The sequence below is a fragment of the Arthrobacter sp. MYb213 genome, from assembly GCF_002979915.1.
Lineage (GTDB): Bacteria > Actinomycetota > Actinomycetes > Actinomycetales > Micrococcaceae > Glutamicibacter.
The window spans coordinates 366,344-393,034 of record NZ_PCQA01000003.1; the positions used below are offsets into that span (position 1 = coordinate 366,344).

27 protein-coding genes are annotated in these 26,691 nt (G+C 56.5%); 7 read left to right on the forward strand and 20 right to left on the reverse strand.

The genetic code is table 11. The features are described from left to right. Positions 1-191: 191 nt before the first annotated feature. A complete protein-coding gene (gene purU / locus CQ011_RS09185) occupies positions 192-1,064 on the forward strand; it encodes a formyltetrahydrofolate deformylase (RefSeq protein WP_105677118.1) in 873 nt (290 codons plus the stop codon). Positions 1,065-1,158: 94 nt separating this feature from the next. Here purU and arfB read toward each other — a convergent pair whose 3' ends face one another. Next, positions 1,159-1,581, reverse strand: coding sequence for an alternative ribosome rescue aminoacyl-tRNA hydrolase ArfB (gene arfB, locus CQ011_RS09190; protein ID WP_105677121.1), 423 nt, complete (start codon positions 1,579-1,581; stop codon positions 1,159-1,161). A gap of 123 nt (positions 1,582-1,704) precedes the next feature. Between arfB and CQ011_RS09195 the strand changes: the two genes are divergently transcribed. Further along, positions 1,705-2,160, forward strand: coding sequence for a DUF6069 family protein (locus tag CQ011_RS09195; RefSeq protein WP_105677127.1), 456 nt, complete (start codon positions 1,705-1,707; stop codon positions 2,158-2,160). Positions 2,161-2,230: 70 nt separating this feature from the next. After that, complete coding sequence (locus CQ011_RS09200; RefSeq protein WP_105677132.1) at positions 2,231-2,524, forward strand: antibiotic biosynthesis monooxygenase family protein; 294 nt, start codon at positions 2,231-2,233, stop codon at positions 2,522-2,524. 87 nt (positions 2,525-2,611) lie between these two features. On the opposite strand, the gene CQ011_RS09205 is transcribed toward CQ011_RS09200, so the two are convergent. The 8 genes from CQ011_RS09205 to CQ011_RS09240 all read right to left on the reverse strand — a co-directional run bounded on the left by CQ011_RS09205 (position 2,612) and on the right by CQ011_RS09240 (position 10,874). After that, the gene (locus tag CQ011_RS09205) at positions 2,612-4,177 is read right to left on the reverse strand and encodes a molybdopterin-dependent oxidoreductase (protein ID WP_105677136.1); all 1,566 of its coding nucleotides are present in this window, start codon (positions 4,175-4,177) and stop codon (positions 2,612-2,614) included. 115 nt (positions 4,178-4,292) lie between these two features. After that, positions 4,293-5,681, reverse strand: coding sequence for a cryptochrome/photolyase family protein (locus tag CQ011_RS09210; RefSeq protein WP_105677139.1), 1,389 nt, complete (start codon positions 5,679-5,681; stop codon positions 4,293-4,295). Between the two features lie 73 nt (positions 5,682-5,754). Next, positions 5,755-6,498, reverse strand: coding sequence for an anti-sigma factor (locus CQ011_RS09215; RefSeq protein WP_105677141.1), 744 nt, complete (start codon positions 6,496-6,498; stop codon positions 5,755-5,757). Next, on the reverse strand, positions 6,499-7,146 hold the full coding sequence (locus CQ011_RS09220) for a sigma-70 family RNA polymerase sigma factor (RefSeq protein WP_105677143.1): 648 nt from the start codon (positions 7,144-7,146) through the stop codon (positions 6,499-6,501). 152 nt (positions 7,147-7,298) lie between these two features. Further along, positions 7,299-7,982 (reverse strand): fasciclin domain-containing protein, encoded by a 684-nt coding sequence (locus CQ011_RS09225; protein ID WP_105677146.1) that lies wholly within the window; start codon positions 7,980-7,982, stop codon positions 7,299-7,301. A 261-nt stretch (positions 7,983-8,243) separates the two neighbouring features. Then, positions 8,244-9,230, reverse strand: a complete 987-nt coding sequence (ctlX, locus tag CQ011_RS09230) for a citrulline utilization hydrolase CtlX (protein WP_105677622.1) — start codon at positions 9,228-9,230, stop codon at positions 8,244-8,246. A gap of 7 nt (positions 9,231-9,237) precedes the next feature. After that, positions 9,238-10,269, reverse strand: coding sequence for an ornithine cyclodeaminase (gene ocd, locus CQ011_RS09235; protein ID WP_105677148.1), 1,032 nt, complete (start codon positions 10,267-10,269; stop codon positions 9,238-9,240). 173 nt (positions 10,270-10,442) lie between these two features. Then, the gene (locus CQ011_RS09240; RefSeq protein ID WP_105677151.1) at positions 10,443-10,874 is read right to left on the reverse strand and encodes an Lrp/AsnC family transcriptional regulator; all 432 of its coding nucleotides are present in this window, start codon (positions 10,872-10,874) and stop codon (positions 10,443-10,445) included. A gap of 162 nt (positions 10,875-11,036) precedes the next feature. On the opposite strand from CQ011_RS09240, the gene CQ011_RS09245 reads away from it, so the two are divergent. The 3 genes from CQ011_RS09245 to CQ011_RS09255 are packed head-to-tail and all read left to right on the forward strand — an operon-like array spanning position 11,037 to position 13,758. After that, a complete protein-coding gene (locus CQ011_RS09245) occupies positions 11,037-11,975 on the forward strand; it encodes an ABC transporter substrate-binding protein (RefSeq protein WP_105677153.1) in 939 nt (312 codons plus the stop codon). Further along, on the forward strand, positions 11,972-12,973 hold the full coding sequence (locus tag CQ011_RS09250) for an amino acid ABC transporter permease (protein ID WP_105677155.1): 1,002 nt from the start codon (positions 11,972-11,974) through the stop codon (positions 12,971-12,973). The genes CQ011_RS09245 and CQ011_RS09250 overlap by 4 nt, the downstream gene beginning before the upstream one ends. Further along, entirely contained in the window at positions 12,970-13,758 is a 789-nt protein-coding gene (locus CQ011_RS09255) for an amino acid ABC transporter ATP-binding protein (RefSeq protein WP_105677157.1), read from the forward strand. Before CQ011_RS09250 ends, CQ011_RS09255 begins: the two co-directional genes overlap by 4 nt. Positions 13,759-13,840: 82 nt before the next feature. Here the strand turns inward: CQ011_RS09255 and CQ011_RS09260 are convergent, their stop codons facing one another. Further along, entirely contained in the window at positions 13,841-14,758 is a 918-nt protein-coding gene (locus CQ011_RS09260; protein WP_105677160.1) for an LLM class flavin-dependent oxidoreductase, read from the reverse strand. A 258-nt stretch (positions 14,759-15,016) separates the two neighbouring features. Between CQ011_RS09260 and CQ011_RS09265 the strand changes: the two genes are divergently transcribed. Next, the gene (locus CQ011_RS09265) at positions 15,017-15,490 is read left to right on the forward strand and encodes a hypothetical protein (protein ID WP_105677162.1); all 474 of its coding nucleotides are present in this window, start codon (positions 15,017-15,019) and stop codon (positions 15,488-15,490) included. A 339-nt stretch (positions 15,491-15,829) separates the two neighbouring features. On the opposite strand, the gene CQ011_RS09270 is transcribed toward CQ011_RS09265, so the two are convergent. The 10 genes from CQ011_RS09270 to CQ011_RS09315 form a co-directional block, all read right to left on the reverse strand. After that, positions 15,830-17,323, reverse strand: coding sequence for an aldehyde dehydrogenase family protein (locus tag CQ011_RS09270; protein ID WP_105677165.1), 1,494 nt, complete (start codon positions 17,321-17,323; stop codon positions 15,830-15,832). Further along, positions 17,320-17,988 carry an HD domain-containing protein gene (locus CQ011_RS09275; RefSeq protein ID WP_105677167.1) on the reverse strand — a complete coding sequence of 223 codons (669 nt, stop codon included), beginning with the start codon at positions 17,986-17,988 and terminating at the stop codon, positions 17,320-17,322. Before CQ011_RS09275 ends, CQ011_RS09270 begins: the two co-directional genes overlap by 4 nt. Positions 17,989-17,996: 8 nt before the next feature. Continuing rightward, the gene (locus tag CQ011_RS09280; RefSeq protein WP_105677169.1) at positions 17,997-19,298 is read right to left on the reverse strand and encodes an NAD(P)/FAD-dependent oxidoreductase; all 1,302 of its coding nucleotides are present in this window, start codon (positions 19,296-19,298) and stop codon (positions 17,997-17,999) included. A 2-nt stretch (positions 19,299-19,300) separates the two neighbouring features. Then, positions 19,301-19,621 carry a 2Fe-2S iron-sulfur cluster-binding protein gene (locus tag CQ011_RS09285; protein ID WP_105677173.1) on the reverse strand — a complete coding sequence of 107 codons (321 nt, stop codon included), beginning with the start codon at positions 19,619-19,621 and terminating at the stop codon, positions 19,301-19,303. 37 nt (positions 19,622-19,658) lie between these two features. After that, positions 19,659-20,405 carry an SDR family NAD(P)-dependent oxidoreductase gene (locus CQ011_RS09290; protein ID WP_105677177.1) on the reverse strand — a complete coding sequence of 249 codons (747 nt, stop codon included), beginning with the start codon at positions 20,403-20,405 and terminating at the stop codon, positions 19,659-19,661. A gap of 141 nt (positions 20,406-20,546) precedes the next feature. Continuing rightward, positions 20,547-22,415: a PEP-utilizing enzyme gene (locus CQ011_RS09295; protein WP_105677179.1), complete on the reverse strand. Its 1,869-nt coding sequence runs from the start codon at positions 22,413-22,415 to the stop codon at positions 20,547-20,549. Positions 22,416-22,453: 38 nt separating this feature from the next. Beyond that, entirely contained in the window at positions 22,454-23,533 is a 1,080-nt protein-coding gene (locus tag CQ011_RS09300) for a PEP/pyruvate-binding domain-containing protein (RefSeq protein ID WP_105677181.1), read from the reverse strand. Between the two features lie 23 nt (positions 23,534-23,556). Beyond that, positions 23,557-24,837, reverse strand: coding sequence for a cytochrome P450 (locus CQ011_RS09305; protein ID WP_105677184.1), 1,281 nt, complete (start codon positions 24,835-24,837; stop codon positions 23,557-23,559). 134 nt (positions 24,838-24,971) lie between these two features. Next, complete coding sequence (locus CQ011_RS09310) at positions 24,972-25,802, reverse strand: IclR family transcriptional regulator (RefSeq protein WP_105677189.1); 831 nt, start codon at positions 25,800-25,802, stop codon at positions 24,972-24,974. A gap of 22 nt (positions 25,803-25,824) precedes the next feature. Then, complete coding sequence (locus CQ011_RS09315; RefSeq protein WP_105677623.1) at positions 25,825-26,511, reverse strand: HD domain-containing protein; 687 nt, start codon at positions 26,509-26,511, stop codon at positions 25,825-25,827. Positions 26,512-26,691 lie beyond the last annotated feature (180 nt).

Here is a 26,691-nt window from a genome sequence, read left to right on the forward strand (position 1 = left end):
GGTTTATTTTGAGTTTGCTGGTGGTCATCACCAAACTCAAGACAGATTTTCCTCTCATGTCTTTATCTCTGCCAATGAAAACCACGGGCCCTGCCTAGCAGGCGCAATGAAGTATCTTGGCTCGTCTTCACCCAAACACGATTTATGGCGGACGTCTCCGTCAGCTCGGTGAACTATTAAGGAGCGGCACAATGACCGAACCAAACAATATCTACGTCCTGACTTTCACCTGCGCCGAGCGTTCGGGAATCGTCCATGCTGTTACCGGGTTGCTCTTGAAGCATCAGGGAGACATTCGCGAACTCAAGCAACATGATGACCAGCGTTCAGGCACCTTGTTCATGAGAATTGAATTCGAAGTCTGCAATGAGCCCGATACCACCCAAGACATTGCCGGACTTGAAGCGAGCCTCGAAGAGCTCGCGCAGGAATACCAAGCCCAGTGGGGGATGCGTGCTGCAGGTAAGAAGAAGCGCGTAGTTGTCATGGTCTCGAAATTCGGGCACTGCCTGCATGACCTATTGTTCCGCGCCCGAATGGGTGAACTGCCAGTGGAAATTGCTGCGGTTGTCTCAAACCACCCAGACCACCGACAGCAGGTTGAATGGAATGGGATACCGTTCTTCCACATTCCGGTCACCGCTGAAACAAAGCCCGAAGCAGAGACCAAGTTGATGGAACTGGTAGACCGCTTTGATATCGACCTGGTGGTACTCGCTAGGTATATGCAAGTCCTCTCCGATGATCTGACCAAGAAGCTCACCGGTAGGGCAATTAATATTCACCATTCATTCCTCCCCTCCTTCAAGGGAGCTAAGCCCTACCACCAAGCATTTGAGCGTGGCGTGAAGACCGTGGGCGCGACTGCGCACTACGTCAACAGCGAACTGGATGAGGGGCCAATCATTGCTCAGCAGGTCCAAGAAGTAGACCACAGCTACGGACCAGAAAACCTAGTAGCAGCGGGCCGAGATACCGAATGCAAGGCACTCTCGGACGCGGTGCGCTGGCACTGCGAAGACCGTGTATTCCTCAACGGTTCACGAACCGTGGTGTTGCGCTAGGACATTGCTCGGCAAGCAAACCCGGTGGCGTATTCATGAAAGTGTCTGCACTGATTTACTGCCCATCACCGACTGCTGCTGGGTGAGTGTAGAACTAGTCAGCCGAAGGACGCTTGCGCTGTGCCTTAGTTTCCGAGCGACGTGACTTTGATGCCAGTCGGCGCCGCTGCGATCCCTTAGTAGGCTTCGTGGCGCGCCGGCTCGGCCCGTCTGGTGCTAGTGCGGTGGCAATGATCTTGGCGAGTTTTTGCAAGGCAAGCTCGCGGTTGCGTAGCTGGGAACGTTGCTCCGAGGCGCTGACGGTAATGACGCCAGCAATGAGCTTTGAATCTAACCTCGTCACTAAGCGCTCGCGTTGATAATCGCTAAGTGCGCGTGAACCGGTAACTGACCACGACAACTCAACGCGACTATCCGAGGTGTTGACATGTTGTCCGCCGGGGCCAGATGAACGAGAGAACCGCCAGTTGAGCTCCGAATCCGGAATGCTCAGTGCGCGAGTGATCTCTAAATCCATACTTCTAGCATCCCACGGGTGCCGTGCAAGCACAGAAAAACTCTTGGGTTCAAGGCACCCAAATCGGAGTACATTGAAATTGGAGGGTTCTCCATTTTCGAGTTGCCAAGGAGATGTTCAGCCATGGGTGCTGAAATGAAGTACAAGATGCCTTTCAATTACGTTCAAGTGGTTATCGCTACCTTTGGCGCGGTCGTCATGAGCGTTTTTGTTCTCTTAGTCAGTGAAGCTGCTGGCGCGTCCATGAAATTTACCGGTGGAATGTTCCAGAACGTGGACTTCATCCATGTCGTTCGTTTCATCGCGTTGCCATTCTTGATTCTAGGTTTCCTGACCTTTCTGATTGGCCGTGCCCGGCCAGGGTTCACCAAGATTGCCCAGTGGGTCGGCGTGGTTGTGGTGGTTGTATCCATCATCAACCCAATAATGTTTGCCCCTGATCTAGCCAGCGGTCTGGGGATGTCTTTGATCCTGCTCATTGTTGGTGCCTCGTGGTACATCGCGGTGAACAACTCAAACCATATTTCCCGGCAATCGAAGCTTGTACGTCTACAAGCGAAACAAGACGCCGTTGCCTAGGAAACGAGATGTAGGCTGAGATGAGGAATCATCGGTGGCCCGAAAATGACCGGGCAGTGAAGGGAGAAACATGTCGATTGTTGTCATCAACGCGTTAAAGGTACCGGCCGAGGCAGGTCCCGAACTAGAGAAGCGTTTCGCTGCTCGTAAAAACTCGGTGGACAGCTCGCCAGGCTTTGAAGGCTTTAAGCTTTTGCGTCCCGTAGCCGGCGAAGATCGATACTTTGTTTTCACCCAGTGGGCCACCCGCGAAGATTTTGAGAACTGGCGCGATCAGCGCTCAGAAGCTGCCCATGCGGGAAGCGACAAGAAGCCTGTGGCTTCCGGCGCTGACCTGATGGAATTCGAGATTGTCGAGCTCTAGAGCTTCCAATCCATGAAATTGACCGGCGCTATTGCGCCGGTCAATTTTTTCCTTCGAGACGTTCAGGGTGAGACTTCGCCAGCAGAGTTACGAGTCAGAGATGGAGAACTGCACGCGTTGCCAGCCGCTGGCTCCGTTAGGTACTGGGTCGGCACGGTCGCTGGTTTGCATCTCACCATCGGTATTGTAGGCACGCACGGTGACCGAGTGATTGCCCGGGGTTCCGCCTTTCCAGACATAACGCCACTGACGCCACGTGTCGAGCGTGGCTTCTTTGGCTAGCTCGACACGTTGCCAAGGCTCATCATCAATCTGGATCTCAACCTTGGAGATACCGATGGTCTGGGCCCATGCGGTGCCACCAAAGACAACTTCCCCGACAGGGAGTTTGGAGAATGAGCGCGGCACATCTACTCGGGAAGACATCTTTATAGGTCCGCGCTCGGACCAGCCACGCGTGGTCCAGTAGGCATCTTTTTCGCCGAAGCGGGTGACCTCAAGATCAACTACCCATTTAGTTGCCGAGACGTAACCGTAGAGTCCTGGCACCACCATGCGTACCGGGAATCCATGTTCCAGCGGCAACGGTTCGTCGTTCATTCCGACAGCTAAAAGTGCCATGCGGTCATCGGTGAGTATTTCTAGCGGTGTCGAGGCGCTGAATCCATCGATGGAGGTGGATAGCACCATGTCCGCTCCTGCTTGGGGAACCGCGCGTTCCAGCAGTTTTCGCAGGGGATATCCCAGCCATTTGGCGTTGCCTACCAGATCTCCGCCGACCGGGTTGGATACGCAGGTCAGCGTCAGGTAACTTTCCACGAGTTCTTCGCGCAATAGCTCGTCAAAACTCATCGTGAATTCATTGTCGACCATGCCATGCACACGCAGTGACCACTCGGCCGGATCGATGCGAGGTACTGAAAGCGCGGTATCAATACGGTAGAAATCTTCGTTGGGCGTGACGAACTGTGGCATTCCCTTGAGGTCCACTTGAGCGCCTGTTGGAATCTTTGCTGCCTTGATTTTAGGAGCGGGCAAACCCAGGGCTAGTCGCGCTGCTTCGGCGGCATTTCTTGTCGCGGCTATCGTGGTTCCTACACCAGCGGCAATGGCTGCCCCGAGCACAGAAAGCGAGGATGCCACCAAGAATTTGCGCCGGGAGAAGCCAGTTGCAGGCTCATCTTCGGCTATCGGTGAAGCGTCCTTGGCGGCCAGTGTCGTCAACCATTTGAGAGTTCCCAGACCGAATACCGTTCCAAAGAACAGTGGAACTAAATCCATGGGTCCCGTGGCGGAACGCGTGATGACTGAAGCACCGATCACTGCGGACAAAATGAGAATAGCGGTTACCGCGGCAGTGAGGCTTCGCCTCGCCAGCAGTCCTACCGATGCAGCAAGTAAGGCGGAAACAACGCCCAGCGAGATAAACAGCGCTAGCTTGTCATTGGTGCCGAAGGTTGCAATGGCAAAATCTTTCAGCCACGGCGGTGTGAAATCAATGAACGTTGAACCCAACGCGACGAAGGGTGCCGAGGAGGTCGCAAAAAATACCGACAGCAATTGCGCGACGGAGAAGAGGACCGCCGCGGAGATGAACCCTGCGAGCCCAAACGCGAATAGCTCAAAACGCTTGGACCTGATTGCCTTGTCCATCTTTGACCACCTCATACGTTGTTATGCACGTGTCTGCGAATAGGCCATGAGAGCACCTATAGGTTATTCGGAACCGTTGCCCTCTTGGATTGGCGGATTCGCAGAATCTTTGAACTCATCTTGGCTGGAGTGATTTCATGTGGTTGTAAGATTCTAGGGCTTCTACCCTCGATTGTTTGAGGTCCACCACCGGGGCAACGGCCAGTGGTGCGTATTTGGCCACGTAAGAACCCTGTGGATCAAATTTTTTGGCCTGTAACTCCGGATTAAAGATCCGGAAGTACGGTGCGGCATCTGCACCGCAACCAGCCACCCATTGCCAGTTGGCAGTATTGCTGGCCAGATCAGCATCAACCAGGGTGTCCCAGAACCATTGCTCGCCGACCCTCCAATGGATTGCGAGGTTCTTCACCAACAAACTCGCGGTGACCATGCGCACCCGATTGTGCATCCAGCCGGTGTGCCACAGCTGCGCCATCCCCGCATCAACCAGGGAGAAACCGGTGCTGCCGCGCTGCCAATTTGTCACCAGATGTGCAGCTTCAGGAGAATCTTTGGGCCAGGACCAAGCAAAGTCATCAAATTCTTTGCGCAGGTTTTCGGTGGGTAACTGCGGGTGGTGATAGTACAGGTGCCAGCAGAAGTCCCGCCAGGCTACCTGGCGACGAAGTGCGGTTGCTCCTTCAGCCGCTGCCGGAGAATCAACAGCAAAACGGCTGAGCTCATCCCAGAGTTGGTGGGCGCTGAGGTGTCCCCAGCGCAATGCGGGAGATAGTGCCGAAGTGCCGTCCAGATCCGGGCGGTCGTGGTGGTTTACATAGTTGCCGGTGATGGATTCAAGGACTTCATCTAGGCGTTGCCTAGCTGCAGGTTCGCCCGGAGTCCAGGTGTTGCGCAGACCTGCTGCCCAATCCGGGGTGGTTGGCAGCAGGCCCCAATCTTCGAGCTTTTCACTATGCAGGGAAGTGCCATCGATGGGAGCTTGGGCACTTGGTGCTGGAAGGGGAGGGCGCACCTCGGTATTTCGCAGTGCGTTGTAAAAAGGAGTGAAGACCTTGAAGCCGGTTTGATTCTTGGTCAGTAGTTCCCAGGGCTCATGTAGCAGTGAGCCGGCGTAACTGTGGGCGTCGATTCCCGCGGCCTGAAGCTGGACTTTGAGCTGCGCATCCACCGCGCGTTCGGCGTGACCATAACGCCGGTTCCAACGAATAGCCTGTGGGGCGTAGTCCCGGCTGAGATCTGCCACGACATCTGCGGTGATGCCGCGTCGGAATAGTAGCGGGATGCCAAGCTTGCCAAGAGAATCTTCGAGGCTGATCAGCGCATAATGCAACCACCAGTGGGCTGCCGCTCCCAAGGGTCTGATACCCTGCGACTGCTCGTCCAGAATGAAGACTGCCACCGTGGAACCTGCATCGCACGAAGCCAACAAGGCGGGGTTGTCCATGGTGCGCAGGTCATCACGGAACAGCACCATTTGACGGGGCTGCAGTCGCGGGGTCATCGAGTCTTCCTCATAAGCAAAGACTAATGTATTTAGCCTGTCTAGCTAAATCAATTTTTACTCTTCATCAAACTCAGCCAACCAAGGCCATGACTGGATCGGTAGTTGGTGCCTGGGAGCCGCCAGCAGGTTCCACGGTCAAAGCGATCGTTGTTCCTTCGGGAATAGCAGGTAACTGAGCGCTCCAGTCGCCGTGGGGAACCACGTCGGAAGGAACCGGCGTTCCGCCTGCGGCAATGGTCCACAGCTGGTAATCGTGCTCTTGGTCCATGACCGGCAGGTCATGGCCTAGCACCACGGTGCCAGCCGAGGAAGCCAATAGTGTCATGGCGCCTTCACCCTGTGGCATTTGTGTGTTGACAACCTTTACCTGCTGGCCGTCGAGAACTGAGAGCAGCTCATTATGTTGGGCTTCTGCAGTGACCGCACGCTGGTGTTGGTTGACCGCAATGGTTGTTGGCACGGCGACTATGACTACTGCCGCTGCGGCGGCTGCGAGCCAGCCATAACGTGGCATGGTGCGGCGCTTTTGTTCCCGGCGTTCGCTCAGTGAAATCGGTGCGGGTACCTGGCGGGCCGGCAACTCGGCGAAGATTTTCGCACGTAAGTCCGCCGGTGGTTCCACGGACGTGGCTCGGTCGATCCGCGACAGAGTTTCCCGGTATCCACGCAACCATTGGGCGGCCTGCTCATTGGAGCTGACCAGGTGCTCGGCGCGTTCGCGGTCCTCAGGTGAGTCGAAGGCTTCTAGCGCCAGGCCGGTGAGTAGCTCATGGTCTTCGGTGCTCAAGGAGCCGTCATAATTTTGGCGATCCACTTATGCCACCTCCAAACATGTCTTCAAGCGCTGTAACGCGCTGCGGATTCTGGACTTCACCGTGGCTAAGGGCATCTGGCGACGTTCGGCCACTTGCGCGTACGTGCTGCCGCCATAGTAGGTGTCGATGACCGTTTGTTTTTCTTTATCGGTCAAGGTGCCTAGACAGTTGCGGACCTGTTCCGAATCGACTTGGGCCATGAGCTCGTCATCGATTTGTGCAACCTCCCGGTCAACGGTGAAATTGCGGTCCTCGCGTTGGGTCCGCGCTTCCTCCGAACGAATCCGGTCAATGGCCCGTCGGCGAGCTATCGTTGACGCCCACGCGTAGATGGACCCGGTACTAGCCGAATAACTGTTCGCGTTGTTCCAAATTTCTAGCATCACCTCTTGAGTGACTTCCGAGGCCTGTGAGGGATTACGGATCAGTCGCACCGATATTCCATAAACAATGGGAGACAGTTCCGTGTAGAGCGAATCAAATGCCTGATGATCGCCCTGGGCGACGCGTTGGCATAGGCCGCTGAAGTATTCGGTGGTGCCCGAGCCAACCTCTGCTCGTGTTCCGGTCCCGCTCGGTGCTCTGTCCATGAATTCGAGAATATCACCGGAGCCGGTGTTCGAATGTTCCGTGTCAGCTCTGTTCATATCTCCTTTTCCACACTGCAGCGGAAGATTCCATAACCCCTAGCGATAAGTAGTGGGGGTTAACCGCGCGATGGCCGGTACCTGGAGCTTGATGATCAAGCACCAAGTACCGGCCATAAGGCGGTGAAAGTCTTCCTAGCAGTGGACTGCGACTACTTCTTTGCTGGTGGCATCAACACTTCGTCCAACAGGTAAACAGTTGCGTTGGCGGTCTGCACGCCACCACAGATCACCGAAGCGCCGTTGACCTTCAGGTCATCTCCGCTGCCGGTAACCTCAAGGTCTTGGCCCGCAACGGTGGTGTAGTCACCCGAAAGGTCTGCAGGTGCAATCTGGCCGGGAACCACGTGGTAAGTCAAGATGCCGCTGAGCGTATCTGCGTCCTTGACCACTGCGTTGAGATCCTTTTCAGGGATGGCTGCGAAAGCCTCGTCAACCGGGGCGAAGACCGTGAACTCGTCACCATTGAGGGTGTCCACGAGGTCCACCTTCGGGTTCAGCTTTCCGGATACTGCCGCGGTGAGGGTCTTGAGCAATGGGTTGTTCGAGGCTGCCACTGCTACCGGATCCTTAGCCATTCCAGCTACCGAACCGGCACCCTTCGGCACTGCTTCGGCGTAAGCCGCGCAACCCGAGCCAACCAGGTTAGCCGCTGGGTCCATGTCCGAATCAGCCATTGGCGACTCGCTGGCCGGTGCCGAGCTGCTTGGGGCGGCCATGGAGCTGGAAGCCGATGGCTCTGCGGTTTCGGAGCCGGTCGAGCAAGCGGTCAATCCCATTGCTGCAACTGCGACCAGCGAGAGTGCTCCAACAAATTTGCGGTTGAGTGTCTGCATGTCTTTCTCCTTGCCTTACGACGAGGTGTCTCGTCGTATTTCCCCGACCCTGTTGGTGCGGGCTGTCATGAAGCATTCGGAGCGAGATGAGAAAAGGATTGAAAAAGTTTCAAAAACTTTTTTGCGGCAGATGATTTTGTTGCTAATTGGCTAGATCACGGGGAAAAAAGTATCGGGTGGTACCAGTTCCCCAACTGGTACCACCCGATAAGTGATGTCTGGCTGCCATGGAATGCGAGAACTTTCCATCAACAAGTCCGGCTAAGCGCTCGCCGGTTCCCTGATCTGCACCATGGAGGTGACTAGCGAGTTGTTACTTACTAATGGCATCGGCCGTGGATCCAAATGGATTCCGGCAATCATGCAGCGCACCGAACCCCCAGCCATTTCGATAGTAGGAACGTGCACCGGGAGCAACGTGCAGCTCCGCTCGATTTGTTCTTTCTGCACCTCGCTCAGGCTCTGGAACGCGGTTCGCGACAACGCCAAAATTCGTCCCTTGGTACCCTGCAATTCGATGGCGTTCCCGGCGAAGTGTCGAACCTGTGCTTCGGTCAACTCAATAACATCTCGGCCGCCGGCAGAGAGTCGATCAAGAATTTGTTGACGCCGCGAAGCGGGCTGAATCATCTCTAGGCAAACCATCGAGAACGCCGTGGCCACACTCATCATGACATTCGTGTGATAAACGGCCGTCCCCGAAGAATCCACCGCATCAAAGAGCATTGGTTCATATCCGAAGTTCGTGCAGAACCGTTCAAGCGCGACTGGGTCTGCACGGTAGGACTTTGCCACGTAAGCCACCCGGGTCAGGTGGTCCAAGACCATGGCACCGGTGCCTTCGAGGAAAACGTCATCGAGTTCTAGACCCGAATAATCAATCACATGCTGGACCCGGTAGCGCGTTTTGAGTAGCTCCAAGATGTCGCTGCGTCGCTCATTGCGCCGGTTAGGTGCGTACATCGGAAATACCGCAACGTGCCCGCCAGCATGAGTAGAAAGCCAATTATTAGGGAACACACTATCGGGACGGCCCGCTTCGGTGTCATCAAAAAGATGAACCTGCACGCCGGCTTCACCTAACCCGGCTGCCAACGCGGTGACTTCGTTATAAGCCGCCTTGCTGATCAGCTCTGCGTCCATAAAATCGGCAGAGCTTTGGAAAACATTGTCCTTGGCGGTTTGTGGGTTGGGTGAGAAACGGTGTGGACGAACCAGAACAACAGCGCTGGGAGCCTGAACGGACATGGGTGGCTCAGGACCCAACTGGGGCAAACGCAGCGAGCAACCCGAAGAGATCCTTCGGATTTGCAGGGTCTGCCACGAGGTCAAGTTCGGTGAAGTAATCGGTGCCCTCTACCGCGTCACGGATGTAACGCAGCGCAGAGAAGTCCTCGATAGCGAATCCGACGGAGTCGTAGATGGTGATCTGTTCGTCCGAGGTTCTTCCCGGAGCTTGGTCACAGAGCACCTTCCAGAATTCGGTGACTGGGAAGTCTGCCGGCATCTGCTGAATTTCACCTTCAATGCGGGTCTGCTCAGGGAACTCAACAAATACTTCACCAAGATCCAGGATCGCTGCATCTAGTTCGGTCTTGCCCGGGCAGTCGCCACCAATAGCGTTCAGGTGCACGCCCGGAGCGATAAGATCTGCGCTGAGAATGGTGGCGTTGGCCTTGTCTGCGGTGCAGGTGGTGATGACATCTGCCCCCTGTACTGCGTCTTGTGCCGAGGAAGCGACGGTGATGTCAAAGCCTAAAGGTTCCATGTTCGCAACGAACTTTTCCATGGCCTGAGGGTCGGTGTCCCAAATGCGCAGGGTGCTAATTCCAAGTCCTGCACGGAAACCAAGGGCCTGGAACTCTGACTGGGTGCCGGTGCCAATCATGGCCATTACCTTTGAATCGGAGCGTGCCAATTTTTTGGCAAACATCACCGAGGTGGCCGAGGTGCGAAGCGCTGTCAGTAAGGTCATTTCGGTGAGGAAAGTTGGGTAGCCGTTGTGAACGTCGGCTAGTACACCAAAGGCGGTGACGGTTTGAAATCCGCGAGCAGGGTTTGCCGGGTGGCCATTGACGTACTTGAAGCCGTAGGTCTCACCATCGCTGGTGGGCATCAGTTCGATGACACCAAAGGAGGTGTGGCTGGCTACCCGGGGAGTCTTATCAAATTCTTCCCAGCGTTTGAAGTCCTCTTCGAGGTATCCAATCATGCCGGAGATGATGTTTTCTACTCCACTGGCGGCCGTCCAACGTACCATGTTGCGGACATCGACAAAGCGCGTCATAACGCCCTCTTTTCGCTCGTAATCGGTTGATGATTAGAGCCTACGTAGCGTCGATATGCACGTGCAATGGCAAAAATGTATGCTTTTCGTTGAGCTTTTAGACAAAGTGTCGGACGGATTTGTGCATTGTGTTCATAGCTGTCGAATTCGAGGGTGAGCTGAAGCCGTGAGCTTTAGCGCAACACGGAGCTGAGCAGCAGGCTGGTTTCACTGTTGACAATGCCTTCCACGCCGCGGATCCTCCCCAGAACCTGATCGAAGCCACTGAGTGAATCGGTGCGTAGTTCTGCCACCAAGTCCCAGGCGCCGTTGGTGCTGTGCAGCGAAGTGATCTCGGTGAGCCCCTTGAGCTGCTGAATGACCTTGTCGGTGGAACGCCCCTCCATCTCGATGAAAGCGATGGCATGGATTGCCAAGGGATCTACCTCTTCGCGGACCCTGGCGGTGAAGCCCACGATGACTCCGGTGGAGATGAGACGTTCAAGCCGGCTGTTGACCGTGGCTCGAGCTACGCCGAGCTCGCGCGCGAGAGTTGCGACAGGCGCACGGCCATCCTCGCGGAGGGCCGAAAGTAAGCGGCGATCAAGGTCTGAGAGTGCAGTCATGTACACAATGTATATCGAGTCGCGACATTCTGTGCAAAATTTCAATGAAAAGCATACTTTTCTGCAATTGAGCTTGCACAAGGTCAGTCCGTACCGTGGTTATCTGGTGATCGACATCACGTCGAATCACGCACTCAACATCGATACCAAAGGGACAATAAGATGCTGCCTTCACTCGCACTGGCACCCAAACTGGCACCCAAGTTCGTAGCACTCGCCGCAATTTCCGTACTCACGCTCACCGGTTGCACCACGGCTTCGCAGTCTGTAGGCGCACCAGACACCGCAACTGCATCTTTTGACCCGTCATCCGTGGCGAAGGACGAAGCGCTCGCAGCGTTGCTTCCTGCACAGATGAAAGCCAAGGGAACCTTGAATGTCGGATCCGATACTTCCTACGCACCAGCTGAATTCCTCGGTGGCAGCGATGGGCAGACTCCGTTGGGCTACGACGTTGATATTGCTAAGGCCATCGGCGCCACCCTTGGTTTAGAAACCACAGTGGAAACCTCCGAATTCACCGGTATTCTCCCAGCGCTAGGACCAAAATACGATCTGGGCATCTCCTCGTTCACCATCAATCCTGAACGCTCAAAAACCGTGAACTTCGTCAGCTACTTCAACGCCGGCACACAATGGGCCGTACAGAAGGGCAATCCAGGCGACCTTTCTCTGGAAGACATCTGTGGCAAAAAGATTGGCGTGCAAACCGGAACCGTCCAAGACCCGGATGTAGCGGCCAAGTCTAAAAAGTGCACGGCTGATGGCAAGAAAGCAATTGAAATCATCAGCCTGAAATCCCAAACAGACATCACTACACGACTGGTCAGCGGTGGCATCGATGCCATGGCAGCGGATTCCCCCGTCACCGGTTATGCGATCTCGCAGACCGGAGACAGTCTGGAAACCTTAGGCGAAGTGTATGACGGTGCCCCACAGGGGATCGCTATCGCCAAGAGGGACAAGGAACTAGCCGAAGTCATTGGCAAGGTGATGAACAAGCTGATGGAAGATGGCACCTATGCGCAGATTCTAGAAAGCTGGAACAACTCAGCTGGTGCGCTGAATAAGGCAGAGGTTAATCCGGTGATGGCAAAATGAGTCTCATAGCGCCGGCAAGGAGCACTGCTGATACTGACGGTTCGGGGCGCGGGAAGCCACAGATGATCCAGGCCGTTCCGGTCCGACATCCCGGCCGTTGGGCTTGCGCGGTTGTCATTTTGGCCTTCGCTGCAATGTTGGCTCAAAGCCTTGTCACCAACGAGAATTTCCGCTGGGACGTGGTGGGAACCTACTTCATGGATGTGCTGGTGATCCAAGGAATTGGTTGGACGCTGCTGCTCACAGTGTTGTCCATGGTAATCGCGATTACGCTCGCCATTCTGCTGGCCTTCATGCGCGAATCAGAGAATCCGCTATTCCGCTCAGTTAGCTGGGTCTGGGTTTGGTTCTTCCGTGGAACCCCGGTCTACACACAGCTAGTCTTCTGGGGCCTGATTGCGGTGCTGTATCCCAAGATTTCCCTTGGTGTGCCTTTTGGTCCGGAATTATTCGCTTTTGATACCCAAGACATTGTCACCGCATTTGTCGCTGCGGTTCTGGGTCTAGGACTGAACGAATCTGCCTACCTGGCCGAGATATTCCGTGCAGGGCTCAAATCTGTGGACAACGGGCAGATGGAGGCTGCCGAAGCCTTGGGTATGCGCAAGTCACGGATCATGTGGCGAATCATCTTGCCACAGGCCATGCGCATTATCGTGCCACCTACTGGTAACGAAACTATCGGAATGCTGAAGACCACCTCTTTGGTGCTCGCAGTTCCGTTCACACTTGATCTAACCTTCGCGACCAACGGCATCGCTAACCGTAGCTACCTTCCCATTCCGCTGCTTATCGTTGCGGCCCTGTGGTACTTGGTCATCACCAGTATTTTGATGGTGGGTCAGTACTACGTGGAGCGACACTTCGGTAAGGGAGTAGACAACTTTGTACGTATCCCGGTAGATAAAGCCACCGCGGTTAAACCCGCTGCGGTAAAAGTCGTCACCGCAGGGGACAGCAATGAATCCGGAGTCAAGGAAATGGAAGAGAAACCGTGAGCGTAACAACCGATACCCTGACCAAGCCGGCCCTTGTACGTATCGACGGGGTTCATAAGTACTACGGACAGCACCACGTGTTGCGCGGCATCGATATGACCGTGCGCCAAGGTGAAGTTTCGGTGCTCATCGGTCCCTCCGGCTCCGGTAAATCAACGCTTCTGCGTTGCGTGAACATGCTGGAAACCATAAACGCAGGACGGATTCACGTGAATGACGAGCTGGTCGGTTACCGCGAACGCGGTGGCCGCCTGCACGATATGAACGCCAAACAAATTGCAGCTCAGCGCCGAGAAATCGGCATGGTCTTCCAGCGCTTTAATCTCTTCCCGCACCGCACGGTGCTCCAGAACATTATCGAAGCACCCACTCAGGTCAAGCGACAGTCCAAGGCGGCCGCAAAGACGCGGGCCATGGAACTACTAGAGCGTGTAGGGCTGGTACATCGCGCGAACCATTACCCCGCCCAGCTCTCTGGTGGACAGCAACAGCGGGTGGCCATTGCCCGCGCACTGGCCATGGACCCTGAACTGATGCTTTTTGATGAACCAACCTCTGCGCTGGATCCGGAGCTGGTAGGCGAAGTGCTAAACGTGATGAAGGAATTGGCGGCCTCCGGGATGACCATGATTGTGGTGACCCATGAGATTGCTTTCGCCCGCGAGGTAGGGGATACCTTGACCTTCATGGATGGCGGGGTCGTGGTGGAATCAGGCGATCCACGAGAAATTATCGCTAACCCGCAGCATGACCGCACCAAAGAATTCTTGGCCAGGGTGCTCTAGATCCCAAGAAAATTGCCCCTGCACCAAGACAAGGTGCAGGGGCAGTTTTTGTGCTCATTTAAGTGGGGATGAACAATATGAATTAGTCGATGAGCGCCTCTGCCAGAAGTCGGTATGCGTTTAATCGGTCCTCGGGATCATTGACCAAGGTATTGAGCATCAGTTCATCGGCCTGATGAGATTTAGCCAATGCCAAAAGCTCGGCGCGGACCTTTGCCGGGGTTCCAACGATCAGTGCAGCGCTGCGTTCCACAGCGCGGGCACGTTCTTGGGTGCTCCATTGATAACTGGCTGCAGTGGCTGTCGAAGGGATCGGACCGTCGTGGCCAAAATCCTTAAGCACTCGCCAGAGCAACAAAGCCTCGGCCAGTGCATGAGCCTTTTCTTCAGTTTCTGCAGTAACGAAACGGACCGCCAAGACGGTGTGTGGCGTATGCCCGGAACCCAGCGCTGCCTCGCGATAAGCGCTGGTTGCCACCTCGCCGCCGGTGGGACGCAGGAAGTGGCCATGCACGTAGCCAGCACCGAGCGTTCCCGGCAACGGTGCGGTGGAACCACCGGCTCCTAACACCCAGACGCGTCCGGCAGGTTCACTGTTCGAAGGTGCATGTGTAGCGTCTAACTCGCGAACCAATGAAGCGATTTTTGCCGCATAGTTCGGGTCGCTCAGCGAGGCACGTCCCACACCGGTATCCACGCGGTCCGGGTGTACCGCCGAGAGTAGGCCCATCGCTTCGGTAACTTTTTGTGCCGAATAATAAGGCAAGAGAATGGCGCCGGTACCGATCCTGATCTTGGCTGTGCGCTCTAGTGCCAGGGCCGTCATCATTTCTGGGGCCGCGCTGGCGAAGGACTGAGAATTATGATGCTCGGCAAACCAGATGCGGTGGTAACCAAGTTCATCTGCGTCCTGTGCCAGTGATAGTCCACTGGCTAATGCCTCAGATCGCGTAGGGGCATGTTCGGTGAGTGGTACCTGGTCAAGGATTGAAAGTCTCATGCCGACCGATCTGCTAAGTGATTCTTAGCGGTGAGCCTTAACGGCATGATGAAGTCCTCTCGACGGTGATGGGTCCGTGGCTGAGCTTACCGGGTTGAGCATGCAAGTACTCAATACTGGAGCGTAGTCAAGGAACGTGACTGACGGGGCATCTTCGAAGCCGATGAGGATCAAAGCGATGCACCACGAGTCAGGCAGAAGGTACGCTGAAACTCTCGTGGAAAAACGGACAATTCACTGCAGAGCTGAGGAACACGGATGTACAACACCAAACGACCAACCGCTCGTAAGCTGCGATCCCTTGTCGGGGTTCTCTCACTGAGCGCTTTGCTGGGAGTATCAGTGGCCGGCTGTGGTGCGGCGGAATCCTGGAACAAACAAGTTGCCGATGCGTGGAGCGTGACCTACGAAGTTTCCGTCTCGGGCGCTTCGACCGAATCGCTTCACGACATTACCTATCTTCAGTCTCCGGGCCGCGGTGAAGAGTCCACTGAAACCTCACTCGATTCTGCGGCTACGGTAGCTGATCCCGAGAATTCGAAGGCCGCGCTCTGGCAGGAAACGGTGACCATTACCGCCGAAGATGAGGCAGGAGTTGCTGCCACCGTGCCAAGGGGAACAACAGCTACGTGCCGAATACTGCTCGACGGTGTCAAGGAAATCCAAAGCAAAACCGCTGCCGACGGGCAACGAATCGAATGTAAAGTTCAGACGCCAGCGTTTAGTAAGTAGGACTGCCTCAGCGAGCTGAACGATTAGCTTCACCGTGCTTCAAAAAGTGGATAATATGCGACGCTGGCTCGTTCGGGATACTGGCGCTAGCGACTTATGGGAGCCGTGCACGTAACCAGAATTTATCTTCGGATTATGTGTATTCACAACTTCTACCGTACGGCTGCAATCGCGGTGGTGTTGCCGTGAAGGCAAGTGGTGCACCCGACTAAACTTCCGCCCATCGGAAGGGCTCTGACAAGGATATTTATACAGAATTGCGTCGTTAAATAGGCGCGACAGCATGCACCAAACCCAGCTGGACGGGGCTTGATGCATGCTGTCGCGGCGGTGTCTTGGCTAGCTCGCCTGCCGGTGGATCGACTTGTAGCTCAGATAGGCGGCCAAGCCTTCTGGACCGTATTCGGTGCCGAGGCCAGAGTCGTGACGACCGCCAAAGGGTGCGGCGTGATTCGAGGCGAAGAAGTTAAGTCCCACACTTCCGGTGTCCAGCTGCTCGGCGACCTTCAGCGCGCGTTCTTCATCCTCCCCGAAGACCAATCCGCCGAGACCAAATTCGGTGTTGTTCGCCAACTCGATGGCTTGGGCTTCCGAATCATATTTGAGCACGGTGATCACTGGCCCGAAGATCTCTTCACTTGAAATTCTCATATCCGCGGTGACATCGGCGAAGACCGTCGGCTGAATGAAAAACCCATCAGCTAGTTCGCCGGACAGTTGTGCCTTCGCGCCACCGGTGACCGCACGGGCGCCCTGGGCATGACCTGATTGCAGATGCTCGAGTACGCTGTCGTATTGGTTCCTATTAGCCGAAGGGCCAAACACCGTAGCCGGATCTAATGGATCACCCTGCGAAGCAGCACTAATCGTTGAACCAATCACGTCCACTACCTCGTCATAACGCTGGGCCGGGGCCAGGATTCGGGTGGAAATGTAGCAGGTCTGCCCGGTGTTGCGCATGCAAGAACGGATCAGCCGTGAGCCCAGTACATCCAGGTCCGCATCAGGCAGAATGAGTGCACTAGATTTGCCGCCCAGTTCTAAGGTGACCGGACGCAGCAGTTCGCCGCAGGCACCAGCGATTTTGCGTCCCACCGGGGTGGAGCCGGTGAAGGCCACCTTGGATACCAGCGGGTGACGAACCAGCGTATCGCCGAGTCTGCCCGGGCCGGTGACCAGATTGGCTACACCCGCCGGGACACCGGCGGCAGCCAGCGCGTCCATGATGATGCGGAAGGATAGCGGGGTAGGCGAGGCCGGCTTCATGACCACGGTGCACCCGGCTAAGAGTGCCGGGGCCAGCTTGATGACCATCAGGTTGATGGGGAAGTTCCACGGGGCGATGAGCGCACATACGCCTACCGGGTCGCGGCGCACCAGTGATTCGCCGGCCCCATTAGGGAATGGGCGCAGGTCTTCGTTTTCCAGCAACGGAGCTAGCGAAGCGAAGTAGCGGAAGATACTTGCAGCATTGGCGGCCGCTCCGGAGGTTTCGGAGACCGGTGAGCCGTTTTCCAAGGTGTTGGTCAGCGACAGCTCGGTTGCACGGGCCTGGACCTCATCGGCAATGCGCAACAGCAGTGCCGCTCGATCCGCCGGAGTGTAGGCCTTCCATTCCGAACTTTTTAGCGCCCGGTGGGCCGCGCCGACCGTGGCATCCACGTCGGCTTCGGTGCCTGAAGGAACCGAACCCCATACACGTGCCGTGGCAGGGTCGGTGACGTCGATGCGTTCGGATCCCGTTGAGCTGGCCCACTGACCATCAATGAAGTGAGTCTCCACGTTGCGGTAGGGGAGCACTAATGAGTCTCGTGCCATGAATGTGCTGCTCATCGCAGGATCTCCGTACGAAGCAACTTGCGGGAGCGATTCAGATCCGCGGTGGCCATGTCCACCGCGGCTTGGGTGATCAGTTCCGGAATGATCTCGGTTTCCAACCGGTCGGTGTACCGCGCCGGATCCTGGCCAAACCAGCCCGAGGCCAGGGCAATACCAGCGTGGTCAAAGCGCCAGAGCCGGTCAGCGTCACGCATCAGCGCGTCCTCCAGGGAGTACGCGTTAGGGCGGGTGTCATGTCCGTCAATAATCAGGCAGACCGCCTCGATAAATTTTTCGTCAAAACCTAAGGGGGGCAAGACTCTTCGGGCCACGGTGCAGCCTTCACGTTCGTGCTCGTAACGGATGTCTGCCTTGCGCCAGTCCCCACGAAAGCCATCGGAAATGATCTTCTCTTTATCCACATGTGCCCACCCGGTATCGTGCAGCAGTGTTGCTACCAGCACTAGGGTGCGGTCAGCTTCCGGGTAGGCGTCGCACAACCGACGAGCGAAGGACAATGAGATGGGTAGGTGGATGTCATTGCCGCGGGCGCGGGTCTCGGGAACCACCGCCGCCCAGAGTCGATCCAGTTCTCCATCAAAATGATCATCTAGTGCGATGGGCGAGGTATTCACGTCGCCGGTGGCCGGCAGTGGCCTAGTTTCATTCAGGGTGGTCATGTCGATCCTTAGGCAATCAAAGTCTTAAGTAAGGTGGCGGGGTTGCTGGCGGCGTACGGGTCGATGTTTTTCCCGGCCGCTAGGGCCTGCTTGACCGCCATGAAATCTAGTGGCGCGTTCACGCAGTCAGCGGCGATGATCTGCCCACCACGGTAGTAGAGCACCGTGAATTTGCCCTTCTCTGGCAGTTCACGTTTTACCGTGGCATCAAAGCCCATGGACAGCCCGGCGATCTGCAGTTTCATATTTGCTTGATTGGACCAAAACCACGGAATGCCCGCATATGCTTCGCGTTGTCCCATCAGCGAATACGCTGCGACCTTGGCATGTTCCACGGCGTTATTCACCGATTCCAGCCGGATGCGTTCATCGGCTGGAGCGCCGGGGACCGGGTTGGGCATATTCGCCACGTCGCCCACGACGATGGTGTGACCATCGGAGGCGATGGCGTGTTTATCCACCACGATGCCATTGTCGATTTTTAGTCCCAGCTTTTCACCGAGCTGCGTGTTCGGGATGACGCCGATACCAATCAGCACGACCTGCGCCGGGATCTCTTCGCCACTTTCCAGCCGGACCGAGCGCACGGCGCCTTGACCATCATCAATGATTTTCTCGATACGGCCACCGATGCGGATATCTAGACCGCGGGCGGTGTGCTGGGCCAGGAAGTATTCGCTGGTTTCTTCCCCAACGGCGCGTCCAACCAGGCGCGGGCCGTATTCGATCACGGTGACCTTCTTGCCCATCGCCTGAAGCGAGCTGGCGGCTTCCAAGCCGATGAATCCGCCACCAATCACCACCACGTCGGTGGCACCCGGGGCTAGCGCTTTGAGTTTGAGCGCATCATCGGCGTTGCGCAGATAAACCACGCCGTGAAGATCATTGCCCGGGGCTTCGAAGAGCCGTGGCCGCGCACCGACGGTCAGCGCCAATCGGGTGTAGCGGTAAGAATTGCCGGAGCGGCCCATGGCCGTACCGCTACCGTCGGGCTGGGCGTCCAGTGATTCGATACGTTCGCCCTTGACCAAGGTGATGTTGTGTTCGATCCAGTATTCATTGGAACGGAAGATCAAAGATTCGGAACCGACCTTGTCCTGCAAGAATTCTTTGGACAAGGCCGGGCGCTGGTAGGGACGGTGGTCCTCGTCGCCCAGCAACGTAATGTGCTCGGTGTAGCCCAGCGCACGTAGCGAAATTGCTAGCTGCACCCCGGACTGCGAGGCTCCGATAATCAGTAGCCCGGTGGCGGTACCCGTTGCCGAGGCCTCGGCTCCGGCCAGTGAAGGAGATAAAATCTGGGCACTCATGGCTAGACCTGAGTTTCCGGGGTAGTGACGTGAAGTTCTTGTCCTTCACACATTTTGATCTGGCAGGACAGTCGGGAGTTCTCTTCGCGGTCCATTGCGGTGCCGTAGAGCATCTCGTCTTCCATTTCCTCCATGGGCTCCAGAGTTTCCAGATCCTGGGGAGCAACGAAGACGTGGCAGGTGGCACAGGATAACGAGCCGCCGCATTCGCCGAGGATGCCTTCCAAGCCGTTGCGGACGGCGGTTTCCATGATGGAATCCCCGGTATTAGCCTCGATGACCTGGGTGGCGCCCTCGAAGTCGGTGAAGTGTACTTTCGCCATGATAATTCTCCTGTTCGGGTTCAATAGCTGAGCGGACTCAGATGAATTGGCGTCCGCCGTCGACGACGAGCGTTTGACCGGTGATAAATGATGAATCGGGGCCGGCGAGGAAAAGTGCGGCACCCACAATGTCTTCGGGTTGACTAGCCCGCTTGAGTGATCCGCGGTCCACCCCGTAGCTGGCGGCGTCATCCATTAGACCTAGGCTCGCCTCGGTGAGCGTGAAGCCCGGGGCAATGGTGTTGACCGAGATTTCGCGCCGACCTAGTTCCTTGGCCATCACGCGGGTTAGCGCAATGACTCCGCCCTTGGACGCTACATAGTGGGCCCACTGTTCGGAACCGGAATATACGGTGGCGCTAGCCAAATTGATGATTCGTGAGCCGGCAGCTAGGTGTGGGGACAACGCACGCGAGACCATCCAAGGCCCCTTCAAATTCACGTTCATGACCTTGTCCCATTCGTCCACATCAATGTCCTCGAATTTTGATCGAGTCACGGTCGCATAGATGGCGGCATTGTTAATCAATACATTGATAGTCCCGCCGGCAAATTCTGCTGCGGCTAACGCCAGTGCATTGGTAGATGCGGTATCGGTGACATCGACTTGGAAGGCTGCCGCTTCGCCACCGGCTTGGGCGACCAGCGCAGCGGTTTCTTCGGTGCCTGCTACGTCGATGTCTGCGGCTGCGATCCGGTAGCCGCGGGCGGCGAATCCTAAGGCGAAGGCCCGACCCAGGCCGCCGGCCGCGCCGGTGATGAGAACCGTCGGTGAGCTGTTCATGGCTTTGCCTTTCTAAAGAAGTTACTCAAAAGCTTTTGGGTTGGGCGCCGGCCACTGGGGGATGGGCCGGCGCCCAGAGTGGTGAAAGAATCTCATCAGACGTTGGGGGAACGTCTTAGTTGTCCTTCACCGGTTGGGGGATTAGTGCTGATGAGCGTGGGAGTGTGCTCCCGGCCCGGACACTACTTCTATGTTGCTCAAGATCTTCACGGTGCCCTTGGTCCCGTCAACGCGCAGCAGGTCGCCGGTCTTGATGGTGGTTGAGGCGCTGCCCGTACCTGTGACCGCTGGCAGATCATACTCGCGGCAAACAATTGCCGCGTGGCTCATCATGCCGCCAATGTCCGTCACAGTGGCCTTGATCTTGCCGAAGATCGGACCCCAGGATGGGGCGGTGATTGGTGCGACAAGAATTTCACCTGCTTGGACGGAAGAGAGGTCATCTGCGTGCATGACCACGCGTGCAGGACCTTCCACCAGACCTGGGGAAGCGGCCATGCCCTTGAGCGTATTGGGCTCCGTTTCCTCGTCGTTGCCCAACCAAGACTGCACCTGTTCGGTGGTGATGCCCCACAACATGCGGGTGAATGGTTCGGTGATGACTTCCGGAGGTGTGTTCAACGCTGGGGCTGGGCGAGCGGTCTTCAACGCATCGACGATGCCTCGGCGTTTTGCAATCTTCTTTGGTAGGGCCGCCGCAGCGATGGGAGTACCTGAACCCACGCCGAAGGAAGTTACTAGGTCAAAGAGCACGTCACGGACCTCGTTGCGTCCCAGATAGAGCAAATCTTCTGGATCTTGGAAGACCCCAGCATCGGTGAGCATCTTTGACAGCTCACGGACCTTGCGCCAGAACACACCCATGGTCCAGTGCTCAATGTAGAAGTTGTGGTTCTCCACGTAAGGGTAGGCGGTAGCCGCCAGCGAACGCTTGGCTTCGAAGATTGCTGCGGTTTCCTCGTCAAGTAGTTCCGTGTACTCCTGAACGATGCGTTCCTTCTCAGCGATCAGTTTTTCGGTGGGGCGCAAGATCTGCGAACCATCTTGCACGCGGCGGATGTAGTCGGCGATGAAGTCCAGTGGGATCTCCGGGTGCTCATTCCAGTACTTGTCATGAGCGTAGAAGCCGTTGCCGATGGTGAAATTGAACCATGGCTCATGAGCTTCTTCCCACTGCTTGATCCAGCGGTCGCCACCGGGTGCTCCAGCGATAGATGCCAGAGTTGCGGCCGGGTCATCGGTATTGGAGAAGTGACTGACCAGATCCAATTCAACTGCCAGCAAGGCCAACGACTTGAGTTCATCATCCGGGCGGAACAATTCCATATCCACACCCTGCACCATGGTGGCGATGGATAGATCCGGGATATTCGGGAAAACTTCCTTGCAGAAGTTGAAGAAGTCCAGGTACGCGATATAACCCAAGTTCAGGAACTCGAAGTGGTACTGCCAGTTCTGGTAGGTCAGCGAGATCAGCCGGTCATAGTTCTCCAGCAGAATCTCCGAGCCATCCTTACCCACACCGTTGGTGATGTCTTCGAAAGGCACAATCTCCGGCAGTGGGTCAAAGCGCAGCTGTTCCATCTCTGAGATGGTGCCCTTGACCTTCTCGTGCCAGGCTGCCAGCTTGTTCTCCCAGTCGCCAAAGTAGTGGCCAATACGTGCCTCGAACTCTGGAACGCGAGCTGCGATTTGTTCCTCGGGTACGGGGATGGGCGACATGTAGAGGTAGCCCAGGTGGATGCGGAAGTCGATGCCGTTAGCGTTCGGGATCATCAGGTGACGGGCGTTGTACTGGCCCAGACACTTGACCGCAAATTCTCCACCGATGGTCTCGAAAGGCTTAAAGACCGTTGGCCAGTGCTGCGAGTCGCAGAACCAGAACTTGGCGTCTTCTTCTGCCTTCAGTTCTTCCTGGAAGACCAGGTAGTACGGGTAGATTTCTTCCCATCCTTCGGCACCGGCTGGTACCGCCAAATCGGATGGTTTAGGGAAGGACTTCATTGTCATGACTTGCACCCTTTCAGGGAATTGGGTGGAGCAGGAGATTAGTTGGCGATCTTCATCAGCGAGGAGGTGATTGAACCAAAGCCCATCGAGGAGGCATAACCACCGGTACTAGGCTTCGGAGCTGGTGCCTTGGAGGAGTGCACTGTTTCCGGGCGGGCCTGAAGCAGCAACAAGTTTTCCCCGTCGGGCAGATCTGCGTCTAGGGCCCACTCGACGTCCTGTGGGGACTTATAGTGTTTCTCCGCGCGTTTGGCCAGAAGTGCGACGGCCTCAAGTTCTGCGGTGGTTAGGCAGAGCACGTTGCGGCGTTCGGCTTCGACTTCGCGTTCTACCAACGAGTTGGTCGCCGGGTCAGGGATCAGCTCGGCGTGCTTATCACCAATATGTTCGGTGATCACCGCCAGAGTGACCTTGTCTAGCTGGATGTTGTCCGGCGTGACGGTACCCGAGACGACCATTTCCCCTACGCCCCAGGAAGCATCCACGGTGATCTTTGAACGATCCCCATTGGTGGGGTCAAGAGTCATGGCTACCCCGGCGATTCTGGCGTTGACCATCTTTTGCACCACAACCGCCATGCATAGTCCCTCATCCGGGATGTTGTTCTTCACGCGGTAGATGATGGCTCTTGAGGTGTAGAGCGAGGCCCAGCAAGCGCGAATGTGCTCGGCCACCGAAGCGTAGCCGTTAAGCCACAAATAGGTGTCTTGCTGTCCGGCGAAGGATGCGTCGGGCAGGTCCTCGGCAGTGGCCGAAGAGCGAACTGCCAGCGGAACCTCAGACTCAAAGCGTGACTGTAAATCGGCGTACGCGGCGCGGGTGACTTCGCGCAGCGAATCAGGCACCGGGCGGGAAATAATGAGCTCGCGAATGGCCGCACTGGCCTTGTCTACGGCGGCAATGTCCTCTGGGTCTAGGCCTGCTAGGTGTCCGGCGATGATCTCATCTAGGCCGGCACCCATGAAAGCACGGAAGGCCGCGGTATTAACCACAAATCCGGGAGGCACCGGCATCCCGGCAGCAGTCATGGTCACCAGTGAAGCACCCTTGCCGCCTAGGGAGTCCAGCGTCGGGGCTAAACCGCCGTCGAAGAATTCAATGAAGTCGTTGTTGCTCATGATGTTCTACTTTCGAAGTAAATTCAGTTCACGTTCAGGGTGACGTTGATTTGCTCAGGGACACGGAAGGAGAGGTTCTTGCGGAACGGGATGCTCTGCGCGTCCACCAACTGAAGATCAGGCAGCGCGCTGGTCAGCTCCTCCAACGCGATCTTGGCCTGAAGTTTGGCCAGCATATTGCCCAAGCAATAGTGGATGCCGAACCCGAAGGACAGGTGGTCGCGGGCGTTGGCCCGGGTGATGTCAAAATCCTCGCCATTTTCAAAGCGGGATTCATCGCGGTTCGCCGAACCCATGAGGAGCAGCAATTCTCCACCTTCGGGAATCTGCACGCCGCCGACTTCGGTGTCCGTCAGTGCCTTGCGCCGCCAGCCGACAATTGAACCGGAATAACGAAGGACCTCGTCTAGTGCCTTAGGGATCTGCTTAGGATTCGCGACCACTGCATCCCAGGCGTCGCGGTGCTCAAGCAATACACGTACGCAGTTGGAAATGAATGTGGTGGTAGTTTCGTGACCTGCGAAGAGTAGCGAGTAGAGCAGTGAAGCGATTTCGTGGTCACTAATTTCCGCGCCCTCGGACTGTGCCTTGACCAGATCTGCGGTGAGATTATCGCCGCCGGTGGCATGAGCACGGGCTACCAGTTCCTGGCACCGGTCCCAGTACTCGACCAGGTCGTGTGCGTATGGGATTTGTTCCTCGTCGCTCAAATCGCCCCAGGTCATGGCCGCGCGCGCATCACTCCAGCGCTTATAGGTGTCCACCAGGGAGATGTCTTCGCCAATCAGGGTCAGAATGGTGATCGTTGGCAACGAGTAGGCCAAATCCGAGACGATATCGCCATGATTATCACCGCGGGAGATCATCGAGGAGATGGAGGCCTTCACATTCTCCCGAATCATCGGTTCCAACGCCTTGAAGCGGCGTGGGGTGAAGGCCTTCTGAGCGACAGCGCGAATGCGGGTGTGCTCTGGTGGGCGGCGGGCCGATAGCCCGGAGTAGGCCGTGAAGCCTCCATCATTCATGATCCCCGTGGCCTGCGGTCCGCGCTTGCGTACCGGAGCCTGGGCATTTTCCGAGCAGAACGTTTCCCACTTTTCGAAGACTTCCTTGACGTCGTCATAGCGGGTGACCACGTACAGGCCGGTTCGCTCATCAAACATCACCGGTTGTTCGGTGCGCATACGTTCATAGGCCGGGAAAGGGTTCTCCATAGCAAATGGCTCGTAGCCGTGGTGGTCCGCCGGGGCCTGCGCGCCGTAGCCCATTGGGCATCCGCCGGAGACTGCTGGGGTGCTGGTCATGAGATAGGACTCCTGAAGGAAAAATGCGGATACGCGAATCTGTGATCCACGTAACTTCTACTGATCCTCAGTGTTGTCTACGGCACATCCGAAAGGAAGTCTCATCTTCCATCCAGTGGAAGGTATCTTTGTCCCTAGGGCTGGCCTTCGTCCTCGTCTAATTCGGGCACGTTCATATCCTCGCCGGTGATGATGCCCAGCAGGGTCTCTAAGGGGATATGCGCGGTAGCAGCTTCGATGCGTTTCGCGATTCCGTGAAGGACTGGGAGGTGGCGTTCCATATTTGCGGCGTGCGACGAGGGAACCACTAAACCAATAGAACAACCCAGTCGGCCCGTGTGATACACCGGTACCGCGATGGAGCAGGTGCCCAGACGGACCTCTTCACGGGTGTTCGCATAACCGTTGACCCGGACTTGCTCCAGTTCTCTGCGTAGTTGAACCGGAGAGCTTCGAGTGTGGGCGGTTAGCGCCTCGAGTGGGTGATCTAGGTAGGCGTCCATGACCCAAGGTTCTGAAAATGCCAGGATGACTTTGCCTACCGCGGTGGCATGCAGGGGTAACCGGCCGCCGACCCGTGAAGCACGAGCGATGCGTTTACTGCCATAGACCCGGTCAATGTACAGGGCGGAATTTCCGTCTCGGATGGCCAATTGGCTGGTTTCTCCAGTCAATGAGAACAGATCTTGGACGAAGGGGCGGGCGGTATCGCGTAACTGTCTGCCAGTGTTCTGCGCGATGGACCATAGGCGTAAACCCAGTTGGATGCCGCCGTTTGCGCTACGGCTGAGCATGCCGGCGTCGATGAGTTCACCGACCAAGCGGTGTGTGGTGGACAGCGGAAGGTTGGCGGACGCAGCGATCTCCGTCAGGCTCAGGGAGCGCCGAGTAGTTTCGAATGCGGCTAGGATGGCCAGGATTTTCGAGGTGACGCTGCGTCCCGGTTGCGAGCTTCCGCCGGCCATATGTTGCTCCTTCGATGCAGAACTAGCTTGGTGAATCCAAGGCTAGCCGTTGTTCGAAGAGGTTGGCGCGTTCTACCGCAAGCAGGCCTGTTGCCATGATGCGTGCAGCGTCGGTGAATAAATGACTAACTACCCTTGATTCACAAAGATCCACCGCCTGCACACGCGTGAGCCCGAACCAATCCATGACCGTGTTGATCCCATGCGGAGTCAGTCGCCAAAGCTTATCCGCGTCTTTCACCAGACTGTCTTCTAGGCTGGTGGATTCCTTGCGGCTATCGTGACCGTCGATGATGAAGGTGATACGTTCGCGTGTCTCAAGTGCGACTGCGTGCTTGACTAAGATGTCCTCGGCTAGGCGGGCGCCTTCCTTTTCATGTTGTAGAACCAACTCTTTGTTGCCACCGCCCGGGGCGATAGCAGAGAGTACCAGTGAGGGATCTACGGAAGACCAGCCGATGTCGTGCAGCAGTATTGCCGGTAAGACGATATCGGCGTTTGCGTCCGGTTGGTGGGAAAGTAACGCGTTTGCTAGGGAGAGCGCAATTAGGGTGTGCGCGTCATTGCTGCGTACCTTCAAATACTGTTTGGCATCTTCCCAAAGGGCTGAGAGCAGCGGGCGCTGTTCGAAAAGCGTCGTGGGGCTTGGACCGAGAAATGCCGAAACATCTTGGCCATAAAGATTGCTTGCAGGCTGCAGCTTAGTCATGCCGTCATGCTTGCAGAGACGCATCGATACGGCCACTGTTTGATTCCGCCCAGCGGAAGCCGTGTGACTTGCTACTGAGATGGCTCCACGGGAGGATGCTATGTGTACTTGGCTGACAGCTTCGACTCCACCGGCGGATCGTATTATTTTTTTGCGATGGGAGAACGTTCAACGGACACG